This is a genomic window from Billgrantia kenyensis (assembly GCF_013697085.1).
Taxonomy (GTDB): domain Bacteria; phylum Pseudomonadota; class Gammaproteobacteria; order Pseudomonadales; family Halomonadaceae; genus Halomonas; species Halomonas kenyensis.
This window is the reverse complement of record NZ_JACEFT010000013.1, coordinates 105,571-119,543: the sequence shown is the minus strand read 5'-3', so window position 1 is coordinate 119,543 and position 13,973 is coordinate 105,571. Positions and strand designations below refer to the sequence as shown.

Here is a 13,973-nt window from a genome sequence, read left to right as displayed (position 1 = left end):
AGGATGAAGAACGGAATCGCCAGCAGCGGGAAGTTGTTGACCCCGCGTATCGACTGCTCGATCAGGATCGAGAGCGGAATGTCGGAGAGCACCGCCAGGACCACCGCAGCCACGCCAAGGCCGAAGGCGATCGGCAGACCGATGCCGATGGAGGCGAACAGGATGCCCAGGAAGATCCACAGCATGCGTTACGTCTCCCGGCCGTTGCGAAGGAAGGTGAGGCTGCGCCAGGCACGCCAGATGGCAACGCAGCCGATGAAGCCGGCGCAGATCACCAGCGAGACGTTGATCAGGTTCCAGGGCACGCCGAGGATGGCGGTGCGCCCGGTGGAGCGAGACATCACCAGGTAGCCGCCCCAGATCAGCACGCCCATCAGTCCGCTGATGATGAGATGCTGGATCAGGTAGAGGACATGGGCGGCACGTGGCTTGAGCTTGCGCACCAGGTAGTCCACGGCGATGTGTTCATAGCGGGCAAAGGCCGCCGCGGCACCGATGAAGATGAGCCAGATGAACAGCATCCGGGCCAGCTCGTCGGCCCAGGGCAGCGAACGATTGAGCAGGGCACGGCCGATCACGTTGGCCGACACCGAGACGATGAGCGCGACCAGTACCGTGGCGATCAGGTGCTCCATGAGCCGGGTCAGCCAGCGGAACAGGGCCGGTCCCCGGGGTGTCTCGAAATCGAGCTCCAGTGTCTTGCGGTTGGGGTCGTCGAGATACTCGGCGGGATCCACGGGGGGAGTGGGAGAGGTCATGCAGTGCTCCGTAGGCAAGGCGAGGAGCCGTGCGCCCCCGCCTTGCCATAGCGTTCAGGAGAGAAGTCAGTCGTTGACAGCGGCGCTGGCGATTTCCTGAATGCTGGCGATCAGGTCCTCGCCGATACGCGGTCCCCATTGGTCGTAGACGGGCTGTACCGCTTCCTGGAAGGCAGCGATCTGGTCGTCGTCGAGCCGGGTGATCTGCATGCCGCGTTCCTCGAGCTGCTGCCGCGACCAGTCATCGTACTCGGCTGCGAGCTGGATCTCGTACTCGGCCGACTGTCGCGCTGCTTCCTGCACCAGCTGCTGGTAGGCCGGGTCGAGGCGATCCCAGGTGCGCTCCGACATCATCATGATGAAGGGGGTGTAGACATGACGGGTCTCGGAGCCGTAGTCCTGCACCTCGTGGAAGTTGGAGGTCAGGATGGTGCTCCAGGGGTTCTCCTGGCCGTCGACCACGCGCTGCTCCATGGCCGAGAACAGCTCGCCGAAGGCCATGGGCGTGGGGTTGGCGCCCAGGGTCTCCCAGATCGAGAGGTGCACCGGGTTCTCCATGGTGCGAACGCTCAGCCCGCGCACATCGAGCCCGCCGACGTCTTCCGGTGATTCGATCGGCCTTGCGCTGTTGGTGAGCTGGCGATAGCCGTTCTCCGAGAAGGTCAGGGCCTTGAGGCCGGTGCCTTCGAAGGCGTCCAGCATCTGCTGGGCCACGTCGCTGTTCATGACCGCAACGGCCGCTTCACGCGTCGGCAGCAGGAACGGCAGGTCGAAGACCGCCAGCTCCGAGACGTAGGTGGTAGCCGGCGAGGAGGAGGGATAGCTCATGTCCAGCGTCCCGGTCTGCATCATCTCCATCATCTGCACATCGTCGCCGAGCTGGCTGTTGGGAAAGATGTTGACGGTGATGCGACCGTCGGTACGCGTGGAGAGAATGTCGGCAAAGTAGCGGGTCGAGAGGTATTGCGGTGACGTTTCGGACAGCCCGAGCCCCATGCGAATGGTGTGGCTGCCGTGATCTTCGAGGACATCCCCTTCGATGGCGGGAGGGTCGGAGAGGTCGGGTGTCGCGGCGTAGGCCAGGCCGCCGCCGAGGAGCGTGACGCCGGCCACTGCCAGAGAGAGTTTCCAGGGGTAGAGCATGAGTCGGGCCTCCATGCGCTGCGCCGCGGGGAGTGCGCCCCGGTCTGGGTAACTGCGCAGTGCGTTGTTGTTGTCGGATGCAGCGGATTGCGGCGAGGCCATCACTCAGCCTGCCTTGAGTAAATGTCTGACATATCCTTTATTTGTTCAACATATACTTTTGTATGTATCGACTGCGCGCCCAGTTGCGGCGTAAGGTCATTAGCACTCAGGAGACTCTGCGAAGTCTGCCTCCTTCCTCGAATGACGGCGTGGAGCGAGACGATGACCAGTCGACATAGAATTGCCCCCGACCAGCTGCGATCGCGCTACTGGTTCGACAACCCCGAGCATCCCGGCACCACGGCGCTGTGCATCGAGCGCTATCTCAACTACGGCCTGACCCTGGAAGAGTTGACCAGCGGCAGGCCGATCATCGGCATCTGTCAGTCTGGTTCCGATCTCACGCCCTGCAATCGCCACCACATCGAGCTGGTCAAGCGCGTCAAGGATGGCATTCGCGCCGCCGGCGGGGTGCCCTTCGAGTTCCCCATGCACCCGATCCACGAGAACGTGCGCCGGCCCACCGCGGCGCTGGATCGCAACCTGGCCTACCTGGGACTGGTCGAGGTGCTGCACGGCTATCCTCTCGATGGCGTGGTGCTCACTACCGGCTGCGACAAGACCACCCCGGCGGCACTGATGGCGGCCGCCACGGTCAATATTCCGGCCATCGTGCTCTCCGGCGGGCCGATGCTCAACGGCTGGCGAGGCGCCGAAAGGGTGGGCTCGGGCACCATCATCTGGGAGCTGCGCAAGCGCCTGGCCGCCGGCGATATCGGCTATGCCGAGTTCCTGTCCCGGGCCAGCGACTCGGCCACTTCCATCGGCCATTGCAACACCATGGGCACCGCTTCAACCATGAACGCCATGGCCGAGGTGCTGGGCATGAGCCTGCCCGGCTCTGCGCTGATCCCGGCCCCCTACAAGGAGCGCGCCATGGTCGCCTTCGACACCGGTGCGCGCATCGTCGACATGGTGTGGGAGGATCTGCGCCCGCTGGAGATACTCACGCGCCAGGCGTTCGAGAACGCCATCGTTACCTGCTCGGCCCTGGGCGGTTCCAGCAATGCGCCGGTGCATGTCAACGCCATTGCCCGCCATGCCGGGGTCGAGCTCACCAACGACGACTGGCAGCGTCTTGGCCACCAGGTGCCGCTGCTGGCCAACGTGATACCCGCGGGGGCCTACCTATGCGAGGAGTTCCATCGAGCCGGTGGCGTGCCGGCGGTGCTGTGCGAGCTGCTCGGCGCCGGCCGGCTGCATGGCGCTGCGCTGAGCGTCAATGGCCAGACGCTGGCGGCGAATCTGCAGGGGCAGGAGGCCCGGGATGACGAGGTGATCCGGCGCTATGCCAATCCCCTGGTCGAGCATGCCGGCTTCCTCAACCTCAAGGGCAACCTGTTCGACTCGGCGCTGATGAAGACCAGCGTCATCTCCGCCGACTTTCGCGCCCGCTACCTCTCCGATCCCGACGACCCCGATGCCTTCGAAGGCCGGGTGGCGGTGTTCGACGGCTCCGAGGACTATCACGCTCGGATTGACGACCCGGCGCTCGAGATCGACGAATACACCATCCTGGTGATGCGCGGTGCCGGGCCGGTGGGCCATCCGGGCGGTGCCGAGGTGGTCAACATGCAGCCGCCGGCGGCCCTGCTGCAGCGCGGCATCGAATCGCTGCCGTGTCTCGGCGATGGACGCCAGTCGGGCACCTCCGGGTCGCCTTCGATTCTCAACGCCTCACCCGAAGCTGCCGTCGGCGGGGGCTTGGCGCTGCTGGAAAATGGCGACCGGCTGCGTGTCGACCTCAAGCGCGGTGAGGTACTGCTGCTGGTGGACGAGGCTGAGCTCGAGAGGCGGCGACAGCGCCTCGAGGCCGGCGGTGGCTACGCCTATCCGGCCCACCAGACGCCCTGGCAGGAGATTCAGCGCAGTATGGTGGAGCCGCTGGATCGTGGCATGACACTCAAAGCGGCCACCGACTACCGCGATGTGGCGCGGCTGAGTCCGCCGCGCGACAACCACTGAGGTGGGCGCATGCCTGCTTCGGCGGCGCCCGAAAGGGCCGTGGGGTGGGGTATGATAGGCGGGAATTGAAACAGGATCTCATTACGTGACGTCATCTCAGCGCAAGCCAATGGCCCGGGCCAGCATCGCCGAATATCTCGCCGAGGAGATATTCGCCGGTCGCTATCAGCCCGGTGAGTTCGTGCCCAGGGAAATCGACCTCTGCGAGCGCTTCGCCATGAGTCGCTCGGCGGTGCGCAGCGACCTGCGCCAGTTGGTCGATGCCGGCATCATCGAGCGCATTTCCGGGCACGGCTCCAAGGTTCGCGAGTATCCCGAGTGGCATATTCTCGACCCGCAGGTGACCGAGTGGCTGGCTCGCTACGCCGCTCCCAACCCGGAAATCCAGCGCGAAATCCTCGCCTTTCGCCTCGACGTCGAGCCCTACGTGGCCATGACCGCGGCGCGGCGCGCCACCGCGCGTGACCTGGTCGCCATCGAGGAAGCCTTCGAGGGCATGGGCCAGAACCTGCGCGATGCCGGCTGCCCGGAGGAGCGTCGCTTGCACAGCGAGTGCGACGTGGCCTTCCACGTGGCCATTTTCAAGGCCACTCACAACATCGTCTGGGCGCAGCTGTCGCACATTCTCAGGCCCTCGATTCAACTGCTGGTGACCATGTCCAACGAGAGCGCCAGCGACCCTGAGGACAGCCTCGAGCGGCATCGGCAGCTGATGGAGAGCATTCGCCTGAGGCGCCCGCGGGAGGCCTTCCTGGCCGCACAGGCGGTGCTGGCCGGTACTGCCGACGCGCTGGGCCTGAAGCCGGGTGCCAGCTCGCTGGGCTGCAGCGTCGAGCTGCCCGGGTAGGGAGCCATCAGCGTGATCGGCGCGATGCACCCGAGGGTCTCGCTAAGTTGACTCTCTCAACTTAGCCGTCGCCGCGAGGGGGGCGAGGGTTTTTGCTACCCTCGCTCAGAACAGGTCACTGGGGCCATGGATGATGCTGGCCAGCACCTGGGCCGCCGCTCCGCGTGCGGCAATGAAAGTGGCATCCTCCACTACCCGCAGCGGGACCTGTTGCGGCGTGCCCAGCAGCCGGGTCTGGTTTTCCTGAAAGTAGTGGAGCGCGGGGTCCAGCAGCGGTGCGCCAAGTCGTGTCAACGAACCGCCGAGGACGATCTCGGAGGGGTTCTGGCTGTGGTGCAGGTTCAGCAGCAGAATGCCCAGGGCCTCGCCGGCCCGGCGCAGGGTGACCTGGACCTCGGGCTCATGCATGCGTGGCAGCAGGGTCTCGATCAGGTCCTCCTCTTCGGCAATGCCGAGCGCGGCGCGGATCGACCAGCCGCTGACCAGGGTTTCGGCGCAGCCGCGGTTACCGCAATGGCAATAAAGCCCGCCCGGCTGCAGCACGGTATGACCGATCTCACCGGCGAGCCCTTGGATGCCGCGCGCCACCAGCGGCAGATGGCTGCCTTCGACCATGCCGCTGCCTATCCCGGTGCCGGCGCTCACGTACATCAGCGACTCGGGAATGGTGCCGGTACGAAAATAGAGCTCGCCGAAGGCCGCGGACTTGGCTTCGTTGTCCATCAGCCAGGTGCCGTCCAGCCGGGGCAGGTGGGGGCGCAGCAGGTCGAGAAAGCGGATGTCGCGCCAGCCCAGGTTGGGGGCCAGACGCAGCACCGGCTGGCCGGGTGAGATAGGGCCGGGTAGGGCAATGCCGAGGCCCAGGCAATGGCGATTCTTGACCGGGGCTTCATGCATCAGCGCGTGCAACAGTTTCCCAAGCAGCTCGGCAGTGACTTCGGGCGTGGTGGGAACGAGGTGCTCGTGGTGTGAAGCCAGCACCTGGCCCGCCAGCGTACAGGCCACCAGGCGCAGGCCATGCACGCCGACCTCGGCGCCGAGCAGGACGTGCTGTTCTTCGTTGAGGTGCAGGGCGCGACCCGGGCGGCCGCCGCTGCTCTTCTGCAGCTCTCCTTCCCGCAGCCAGCCTTGATTCAGCAGCGATTGCACGCCTGCACCGACAGTGGCCTTGGTCAGCTGCGCCTGGGCGGCAATATCGGCGCGGGTCAGGCCCGGTGTGCGACGCACCATCTCCAGTATGGCGCTGCGGTTGAGCCGCTTGAGGAAGTGCAGGTCGCCCGCCTTGTGCTGCTGATTGCGATGGGACATGGATCTGGCCTTGCAAAACGCCCCGGGGGGCGACGAAAGGAAAGCGCAACTGGCTGTCGGACGCTCATCAGGCCCGTGGAACCGGCCCCTTGGGGCGGCTGAGTCGTGCGAGCCGGGGTGTTGGTTGATTCCAAGTTTAAACGAATGCCGTCGTGACAACCATCGGCAATTTTCCAGCTTATTTTCTGAGTTTATTAAGAACCTCATGAATTTCATGAAAAAACAAGATTGCAACTAAAGTTTTATTGCGTAGCCAGGGAGCGGCGACCACTCTTCAGTTAGTAAAAAGAACAAACAAAGTGGAGAGGGCATGAGCAACCATGCGGCACGTTACCCCAGTCTCGAGCAGCGGGTGGTCTTCATCACCGGTGGTGGCAGCGGCATCGGCGCGGCACTCACCCGGGCCTTCCATCGACAGGGCGCGCGCGTGGCCTTCGTCGACATCGACGACGTCGCTAGCCTGGCACTGGTGGAGGAGCTACAGACGGCGACCGGGCGGGCGCCTCACTACCACCGCTGCGACATCCGCGATGTGGCTGCGCTGCAGGACGTGATTGCGGCAGTGGGCAACACACTGGGACCCATTCATGTTCTGGTCAATAACGCCGCCAACGATGATCGCCACGACTGGAAGGAAGTCGATGTCGCCTACTGGGACGAGCGCATGGCGATCAACCTGCGGCCAATGTTCTTTGCCGCGCAGGCCGCGGCCCACCAGATGATCGAAGCCGGCGGTGGCGTGATCATCAACTTCAGCTCCATCAGCGTGAAAACCGCGATTCCCGACCTGTCGGCCTATGTCACGGCCAAGGCGGCGGTGCACGGGCTGACCCGCAGCCTGGCCCGCGACCTGGGCAGGCAGAACATCCGCGTCAACACGGTGGTGCCCGGCTGCATCATGACCCAGCGCCAGCTCGACCGGTGGATCGGTCCGGAAGACGAGGCGTGGATCCGCGAGCATCAGTGTCTCAAGGTGCGCCTGTCTCCCGACCACGTGGCGCCCATGGTGCTGTTCCTGGCCGCGGACGACAGCGCCCAGCTGACCGGCCACGAGTTCTCCGTCGACGCGGGGTGGGGCTGATGAGCGATCGCAACCCGCCGCTGCTGTCGGCGCGCCGGATCTGCCGTTCGTTCGGCCAGAACCAGGTGCTGTTCGACATCGATCTCGATCTGGTGCCCGGTGAGGTCCATGCGCTGCTGGGCGAGAACGGCGCCGGCAAGTCGACCCTGGTCAAGATCCTCTCGGGCTACCTGAGTGCCACCTCCGGCGACATCTACCTGGACGGCGAGGCGCGCCGCTACCGCAGCAGCGGTGAGGCGGAGGCCGACGGCATCGTGATGATCCACCAGGAGTTGGCCCTGGCCGAACAGCTCTCCGTGGAGGAAAACATCTTCCTGGGCCGCGAGCTGCGCCGTGGGCCCTTCCTCGACCGCCGCGCCATGCGTGAGCGCTGCCGCGCGGCGCTGGCCGAACTCGAAACCCGGGTCGACCCGCGGGCCCGGGTCAAGGACCTCAGCACCTCCGATCAGCAGATGGTAGAGATTGCCAAGGCGATCACCCGCGACGTGCGGGTGCTGATCATGGACGAGCCCACCGCGACCCTCACCGAGCATGAGGTAGAGGTGCTGTTTGAGCTGATCGCGCGGCTGCGCCAGCGCGGCGTGGCGATCCTGTATATCTCCCACAAGCTACGCGAGATCGAGCGCATCGCCGACCGGGTCACGGTGCTGCGCGACGGTCGGTTGATCGACAGCGCGCCGATGGCCGGGCGCAGCAAGGAGGAACTGGCGCGGCTGATGGTGGGGCGCGAGATCAGCGACATGTACCCCGAGCGTACCCGGCTGGCCAGCGATGCGGAGGTGGTGCTGGAGGCGCGCGACATGGTGGTGCCCGGTGCCGTGAAGCAGGCGAGCTTCACCCTGCGACGCGGCGAAGTGCTGGGCTTCGGCGGGGTGGTCGGCGCCGGGCGTACGGCCCTGATCGAAGCGGTGCTTGGGCTGCGCGCCCGCTCTCGCGGCGAGGTGCTGCGCAACGGCAAGCCGGTGGCATTGCGCCACCTGCGCGATGCGGTGCGTCAGCGCATCGCCTATCTCACCGAGGATCGCAAGGGCAAGGGCCTGGTGCTCAACATGGGGCTGCGCCCCAATTTCACGCTGCTCAACCTGCGCGCCTACTGTCGGCCGCTGATCGATCGCCGCCGTGAGGAGCAGGCCTTCCAGGAGGCCATCGAGCGCTTCGACATTCGCCTGCGCACCCAGGCGGCCACTGCCGCCGAACTCTCCGGCGGCAACCAGCAGAAGCTGCTGCTGGCCAAGGTGATGTCCATCGACCCCGAGATCGTGATCATCAACGAGCCGACCCGCGGCATCGACGTGGGCACCAAGCACCAGATCTATCACTTCGTGCGCGAGCTCACCGAGGCCGGCCGCTCGGTGATCCTGATCTCCTCGGAGATGGCCGAGCTGATCGGCCTCTCGCACCGGGTGGCGGTGATGTGTGCCGGGGTGCTGACCGGGGTGCTCGAGGGCGAGCAGATCAATGAACACGAAATCATGCAGTACGCATCCGGGATCAAGGGGGTAGGAGTCGATGAACCGCGTCGTGCCTGACAACAAGCCAGTCGCCCGGAGCCACGCCTCCGTCGACTTCAAGACCTGGGGTCCCTTCGTTGCCCTGCTGGCCCTGGCGCTGCTGGGTGTGTTGATCAACCCTGCTTTCCTGGGGCTGGACAATCTCTCCAACATGCTCACCCGCAGCGCCTTCATCGGCATCATCGCCATCGGTGCCACCTTCGTGATCACGGCAGGCGGGCTGGACCTGTCGGTGGGCTCGATGGCGGCCTTCATCGCCGGGGTGATGATCATCCTCATGAACAGTCTGGTCGAGCAGTTCGGGCCGGGCTTGACCACCATCCTGCTGGGCATCGGGGCCTCGCTGCTGCTGGGGCTGGGCGCCGGCTTCATCAACGGCATGGTGACCACCAAGGGCAAGATCGAGGCGTTCATCGTCACCCTCGGCACCATGGGCATCTACCGCTCGCTGGTGACTTACCTGGCCGACGGCGGGACCCTGTCGCTGGATTGGGGGGTGCGTGACGTCTATCGGCCGGTCTACTACGGCCACCTGATGGGCATTCCGATTCCGGTGCTGGTGTTCCTGCTGGTGGCGGTGGCCGGCTACATCCTGCTCAACCATACGCGCTTCGGTCGCTACTGCTTCGCCATAGGTTCCAACGAGAGGGTGGCCGAGTACAGCGCCATCCACGTCGATCGCATCAAGACCATGACCTACATGCTGCAGGGCGTGTGCGTGGCGCTGGCGACCATCATCTACGTACCGCGGTTGGGCTCGGCGTCGGGCGCCACCGGGGTGCTGTGGGAGCTCGAGGCGATCGCCGCGGTGATCATCGGCGGCACCGTGCTCAAGGGCGGGCACGGCCGCATCTGGGGCACGGTAGTGGGGGCGATCATGCTGACCATGATCGGCAACATCCTCAACCTGACCGATGCCATCTCCAACTATCTCAACGGTACGGTGCAGGGGATCATCATCATCGTCGCGGTGTACCTGCAGCGCGCATCGTGGAGGAAGTCGGCGCCATGAGGCGCTTTTGTCGCAGCACAACAACAAGTCGCAGCACAACAACAAGCACAAACCGCTAAAGGAGCATCAGCATGCCAACCAAGAGGACCCTAGCAGCTTTCGCTGCCGCTGCAGCGCTGGGGCTGCCCAGCTTTGCCGCCGCTCAGGAGTACACCATCGGCGTGTCGATACCCGCCGCCACCCATGGCTGGACCGGCGGGGTCAACTTCCATGCCCAGCAGGCCAAGGAGCGCCTCGAATCACTCTATCCAGAGGTCTCGATCACCATCACCACGGCAAGTGACCCGGGTGGACAGGCCAACGATCTCGAGGATCTCGTCTCGCAGCGCAACATCGATGCGCTGGTGGTGCTGCCCTTCGAGTCCGGGCCCTTGACCGATCCGGTGCGGCGGGTCAAGGATGCCGGGGTGTTCGTCACCGTGGTCGACCGCGGCCTCGAGCAGGAGGGCATCGAGGACCTTTACGTCGCCGGCAATAACCATGAAATGGGCCGGGTCTCCGGCGAGTACATTCGCGAGCAGCTCGACGGGCAGGGCGATATCGTGGTGCTGCGCGGGATTCCCACGGTGATCGACGAGGAGCGCGTACAGGGCTTTCAGGAGGCCATCGAAGGCTCCGACATCAATATCCTCGACATGCAGCACGCCAACTGGAACCGTGACGACGGCTTCGAGGTGATGCAGGACTACCTGGCACGCTTCGACCGCATCGATGCGGTATGGGCCCAGGACGACGATATCGCCATCGGCGTGATCGAAGCGGTACGCCAGGCGGGGCGCGAGGACGAGCTGTTCATTGTCGGCGGTGCCGGCATGAAGGACATCATCAGGCGCGTGATGGAGGGGGACGATCTGGTGCCGGTCGACGTGCTCTATCCGCCGGCGATGATTGCCACGGCCATGGACCTCACCGTGCAGCATTTCGTTTCCAACGGCCCGGTGGTCGGCCAGTACATCCTCGGCTCACCGTTGATCACCCAGGAGAACGCCGAGCAGTACTATTTCCCCGATTCACCGTTCTGATCGAGCCTGGCGGGCGCCCGGCGCCCGCCAGGGTCATCCATCGATCATCATCGGAGAGCCCATCATGAAAACAATCAAAGGGCCGGCGATCTTTCTCGCCCAGTTCGCCGGCGACGAAGCACCTTTCAATAGCCTGGACAGCATCGCGGCCTGGGCGGCGAACCTGGGCTACAAGGGGGTTCAGCTGCCCAGTTGGGACGCGCGTCTGATCGATCTGAAACGTGCTGCCGAAAGCCGCACCTACTGTGACGAGATCAAGGGCACCCTGGCCGAACACGGGCTGGCCCTGACCGAACTCTCCACCCACCTGCAGGGCCAACTGGTTGCCGTGCATCCGGCCTATGACGAGATGTTCGATGGCTTTGCCGTGCCCGAGGTGAGGGGCAATCCGCGGGCGCGCCAGGCCTGGGCGGTGGAGCAGCTGCAGTTTGCCGCACGCGCCTCACGCAATCTGGGCTTGACCGACCACGGCACCTTTTCCGGCGCCCTGGCCTGGCCCTATGTCTATCCGTGGCCGCAGCGTCCGGCCGGCCTGATCGACACCGCCTTCGACGAGCTGGCCAGGCGTTGGCGACCGATCCTCGATGCCTTCGACGAGGTCGGGGTCAACCTCTGCTACGAGATCCACCCCGGCGAGGACCTGCACGACGGCATCACTTTCGAGATGTTCCTCGAGCGGGTCGGCCATCACCCGCGCTGCCATATCCTCTACGATCCCAGCCACCTGATCCTGCAGCAGCTCGACTACCTGGGCTTTCTCGACGTCTACCGCGAGCATATCCAGATGTTTCACGTCAAGGACGCCGAGTTCAACCCCAGTCCCAAGCAGGGCGTCTACTCCGGCTACCAGTCGTGGACCGAACGGGCCGGACGCTTTCGCTCGCTGGGCGACGGCCAGGTCGACTTCAAGCACATCTTTTCGTGGATGGCGGCCAACGACTACCACGGCTGGGCGGTGCTGGAGTGGGAGTGCTGCCTCAAGCATCCCGAGGCGGGCGCGCGGGAAGGCGCCTCCTTCATTCGCGACCATATCATCGAAGTCACCGAGCGGGCCTTCGACGACTTCGCCGATGGCGGCGCCGACGAGGCGGCCAACCGTCGCCTGCTGGGCCTCGACTGAGGGAGAACGACATGAGTCAACATCACGACACGCCACGCCGGCTGCGCCTGGGCATGGTGGGTGGCGGCCAGGGTGCCTTCATCGGCGGTGTGCACCGCATCGCCGCCAGGCTCGACGATCACTATGCGCTGGTGGCCGGTGCCTTCGCCTCTGATCCGGAGCGCAGCCGTGCGGCCGCCGCCGAGCTGCACGTGGACGAAGCGCGCGCCTATCCCGACTACCGCGCCATGGCAGAGGCCGAGCGCCAGCGCGAGGATGGGATCGACGTGGTCGCCATCGTCACCCCCAACCATCTGCACTTCGACGTGGCGCGCACCTTTCTCGAGGCCGGCATCCATGTGATCTGCGACAAGCCGATGACCACCACCCTGGAGGATGCCCAGGCGCTGGCCGCACTGGTCGAGCGCAGCGGGCTGTTCTTCGGCCTGACCCACAACTACTCAGGCTATCCGCTGGTGCGTCAGGCCCGCGAGATGGTCGCCAGTGGTGAGCTGGGCGAGCTCAGGGTGGTGCAGGTGGAGTACCCCCAGGACTGGCTCTCCACCCGCCTGGAGGAGAGCGGCGTGAAGCAGGCCGAGTGGCGCACCGACCCCAGGCGCAGTGGGCCGGCCGGCTGCCTGGGCGACATCGGTACCCACGCCTATCACCTGGCGCGCTACGTCACCGGGCTCGAGCTCGAGTCGCTCGCGGCGGACATGCACACCTTCGTCGAGGGCCGCGCCCTGGACGACAACGTGCACATGATGTTGCGCTTCAAGGGAGGCGCCAGGGGCATGCTGTGGTCGAGCCAGGTGTCGCCGGGCAATGAAAACGGCCTCAAGCTGCGGGTCTACGGCAGCCGCGGTGGCCTGGAGTGGAGCCAGGAGACGCCCAACCGGCTGGTGCATTCGCCGCTCGGCGAGCCGTCACGCATTCTGACGCGCAACGGTCCTGGCCTGGGCGAGACGGCGCTGGCGGCGGCGCGCATACCGCCGGGGCATCCCGAAGGCTATCTCGAGGCCTTCGCCCAGCTCTATCGCGACTACGCCGGGCAGATACGCGCGCTTCAGGCCGGTCGCACGGACCATGGGCTTGGTGTGAACACGCCGGGGGTAATGGATGGCGTCGAGGGCCTCACGTTCATCACCCGTGCCCTGGAGTCTTCCGCGTCAGGGGGTGGCTGGGTGAATGTATGAGACGCTGACCCTCGATAATGGCCAGCTGAGCGTGGTGGTGGCACCCGAGCTCGGGGCCAGCCTGGTGCGCTTCGATGCCCTGACGCCGGCGGGGCCGGTGGCGCTGATGCGTCCCGGTGGCACCGGCGAGCGAGACCCCAATCGGCTCGCCATGTACCCGTTGGTGCCGTGGTCGAATCGAATCGCCGAGGGGGGCTTCGAGTGGCGTGGTCGGCACTATCCGCTGGCGGCCAACCTGCCGGGTGAGCCGCTGCCGATTCACGGTGACGGCTGGCAGCGGCCTTGGCAGGTGGAGGCGCAGCATGAATCCTCGCAGCATGAACCGGAGCTGCGCTTGAGCCTGCGCTCGTGGCAGCAGCCGCCGTTCGATTACCGGGCAGAGCTCACGTATCGGCTGGACAACGCCGCTCTCGAGGTGACGCTGACCGTGACGCACCTGGGTGAAGGGGCGGCGCCCTACGGGCTGGGCTTGCATCCCTGGTTTCCACGTACTGCCGATGTGCGGCTCGAGGCCGAGGCTGAGGGTGTCTGGGAGGTCGATGCCGATCAACTGCCCACCGCCTGGCGTCGCGTCTCACCCGGGGAGCCGTGGGATTTCGCGTGCGAAGCCGCGCTGCCCGAGCGCAGGATCGACAACCTCTTCACCGGCTGGATCGGCGAGGCCAGGCTGTGCTGGCCGCAGCGGGATATTAGCTTGAGCATTACCGCTAACGCTACGCGCTATCTGGTCTTCTCACCCGACGCGCAAGCGGATTTTTTTTGCTTCGAGCCGGTATCTCATGCTGTCAACGCCCACCGTTTCGACGAGTCGTCGGGCCACGGACTGGTCGTGTTGTATACGGGGCAGAGCCACACGCTGCACTGCCGTTTCCAAGGCCTCGTCGGTAACCGGTCAGCGTAGACGCAGAGCCACCCGAGCCCATTGTCGA

The 13,973-nt window shown here is 65.4% G+C and carries 13 protein-coding genes; 9 read left to right on the top strand and 4 right to left on the bottom strand.

The annotated features are described in order from the left end of the window. The 3 genes from H1D44_RS12140 to H1D44_RS12130 form a co-directional block, all read right to left on the bottom strand. Positions 1–185, bottom strand: a 185-nt coding sequence (locus H1D44_RS12140; protein WP_181515115.1) for a TRAP transporter large permease subunit, incomplete at its 3' end; no start/stop codon positions are given. A 3-nt stretch (positions 186–188) separates the two neighbouring features. Further along, on the bottom strand, positions 189–758 hold the full coding sequence (locus tag H1D44_RS12135; protein ID WP_181515114.1) for a TRAP transporter small permease: 570 nt from the start codon (positions 756–758) through the stop codon (positions 189–191). 66 nt (positions 759–824) lie between these two features. Beyond that, positions 825–1,901, bottom strand: coding sequence for a TRAP transporter substrate-binding protein (locus H1D44_RS12130; RefSeq protein WP_181515122.1), 1,077 nt, complete (start codon positions 1,899–1,901; stop codon positions 825–827). 264 nt (positions 1,902–2,165) lie between these two features. Between H1D44_RS12130 and H1D44_RS12125 the strand changes: the two genes are divergently transcribed. Both H1D44_RS12125 and H1D44_RS12120 read left to right on the top strand, forming a co-directional pair. Beyond that, positions 2,166–3,968, top strand: a complete 1,803-nt coding sequence (locus H1D44_RS12125; RefSeq protein ID WP_181515113.1) for an IlvD/Edd family dehydratase — start codon at positions 2,166–2,168, stop codon at positions 3,966–3,968. A gap of 85 nt (positions 3,969–4,053) precedes the next feature. Next, positions 4,054–4,815, top strand: coding sequence for a FadR/GntR family transcriptional regulator (locus tag H1D44_RS12120; RefSeq protein WP_238984476.1), 762 nt, complete (start codon positions 4,054–4,056; stop codon positions 4,813–4,815). Positions 4,816–4,920: 105 nt separating this feature from the next. On the opposite strand, the gene H1D44_RS12115 is transcribed toward H1D44_RS12120, so the two are convergent. Then, positions 4,921–6,123 carry an ROK family protein gene (locus H1D44_RS12115; RefSeq protein ID WP_181515112.1) on the bottom strand — a complete coding sequence of 401 codons (1,203 nt, stop codon included), beginning with the start codon at positions 6,121–6,123 and terminating at the stop codon, positions 4,921–4,923. A gap of 310 nt (positions 6,124–6,433) precedes the next feature. Between H1D44_RS12115 and H1D44_RS12110 the strand changes: the two genes are divergently transcribed. From H1D44_RS12110 to H1D44_RS12080, 7 genes are all read left to right on the top strand, one after another. Then, positions 6,434–7,204 (top strand): SDR family NAD(P)-dependent oxidoreductase, encoded by a 771-nt coding sequence (locus tag H1D44_RS12110; RefSeq protein WP_181515111.1) that lies wholly within the window; start codon positions 6,434–6,436, stop codon positions 7,202–7,204. Continuing rightward, positions 7,204–8,733: a sugar ABC transporter ATP-binding protein gene (locus H1D44_RS12105; protein ID WP_181515110.1), complete on the top strand. Its 1,530-nt coding sequence runs from the start codon at positions 7,204–7,206 to the stop codon at positions 8,731–8,733. Before H1D44_RS12110 ends, H1D44_RS12105 begins: the two co-directional genes overlap by 1 nt. After that, on the top strand, positions 8,714–9,727 hold the full coding sequence (locus tag H1D44_RS12100; protein ID WP_181515109.1) for an ABC transporter permease: 1,014 nt from the start codon (positions 8,714–8,716) through the stop codon (positions 9,725–9,727). The genes H1D44_RS12105 and H1D44_RS12100 overlap by 20 nt, the downstream gene beginning before the upstream one ends. A gap of 71 nt (positions 9,728–9,798) precedes the next feature. Further along, positions 9,799–10,749 carry an ABC transporter substrate-binding protein gene (locus H1D44_RS12095; protein WP_181515108.1) on the top strand — a complete coding sequence of 317 codons (951 nt, stop codon included), beginning with the start codon at positions 9,799–9,801 and terminating at the stop codon, positions 10,747–10,749. Between the two features lie 64 nt (positions 10,750–10,813). Further along, positions 10,814–11,869, top strand: coding sequence for a sugar phosphate isomerase/epimerase family protein (locus tag H1D44_RS12090; protein ID WP_181515107.1), 1,056 nt, complete (start codon positions 10,814–10,816; stop codon positions 11,867–11,869). Between the two features lie 11 nt (positions 11,870–11,880). Beyond that, positions 11,881–13,044, top strand: coding sequence for a Gfo/Idh/MocA family protein (locus H1D44_RS12085; RefSeq protein WP_181515106.1), 1,164 nt, complete (start codon positions 11,881–11,883; stop codon positions 13,042–13,044). Continuing rightward, positions 13,037–13,945, top strand: a complete 909-nt coding sequence (locus H1D44_RS12080) for an aldose 1-epimerase (RefSeq protein ID WP_181515105.1) — start codon at positions 13,037–13,039, stop codon at positions 13,943–13,945. The genes H1D44_RS12085 and H1D44_RS12080 overlap by 8 nt, the downstream gene beginning before the upstream one ends. Positions 13,946–13,973 lie beyond the last annotated feature (28 nt).

Bases quoted from the DNA above. Each gene is read 5' to 3' on its own strand.
- H1D44_RS12135 (WP_181515114.1), bottom strand. From the start codon at position 758: ATGACCTCTCCCACTCCCCCCGTGGATCCCGCCGAGTATCTCGACGAC.
- H1D44_RS12130 (WP_181515122.1), bottom strand. From the start codon at position 1,901: ATGCTCTACCCCTGGAAACTCTCTCTGGCAGTGGCCGGCGTCACGCTC.
- H1D44_RS12125 (WP_181515113.1), top strand. From the start codon at position 2,166: ATGACCAGTCGACATAGAATTGCCCCCGACCAGCTGCGATCGCGCTAC.
- H1D44_RS12115 (WP_181515112.1), bottom strand. From the start codon at position 6,123: ATGTCCCATCGCAATCAGCAGCACAAGGCGGGCGACCTGCACTTCCTC.
- H1D44_RS12110 (WP_181515111.1), top strand. From the start codon at position 6,434: ATGAGCAACCATGCGGCACGTTACCCCAGTCTCGAGCAGCGGGTGGTC.
- H1D44_RS12105 (WP_181515110.1), top strand. From the start codon at position 7,204: ATGAGCGATCGCAACCCGCCGCTGCTGTCGGCGCGCCGGATCTGCCGT.
- H1D44_RS12100 (WP_181515109.1), top strand. From the start codon at position 8,714: ATGAACCGCGTCGTGCCTGACAACAAGCCAGTCGCCCGGAGCCACGCC.
- H1D44_RS12095 (WP_181515108.1), top strand. From the start codon at position 9,799: ATGCCAACCAAGAGGACCCTAGCAGCTTTCGCTGCCGCTGCAGCGCTG.
- H1D44_RS12090 (WP_181515107.1), top strand. From the start codon at position 10,814: ATGAAAACAATCAAAGGGCCGGCGATCTTTCTCGCCCAGTTCGCCGGC.
- H1D44_RS12085 (WP_181515106.1), top strand. From the start codon at position 11,881: ATGAGTCAACATCACGACACGCCACGCCGGCTGCGCCTGGGCATGGTG.
- H1D44_RS12080 (WP_181515105.1), top strand. From the start codon at position 13,037: ATGTATGAGACGCTGACCCTCGATAATGGCCAGCTGAGCGTGGTGGTG.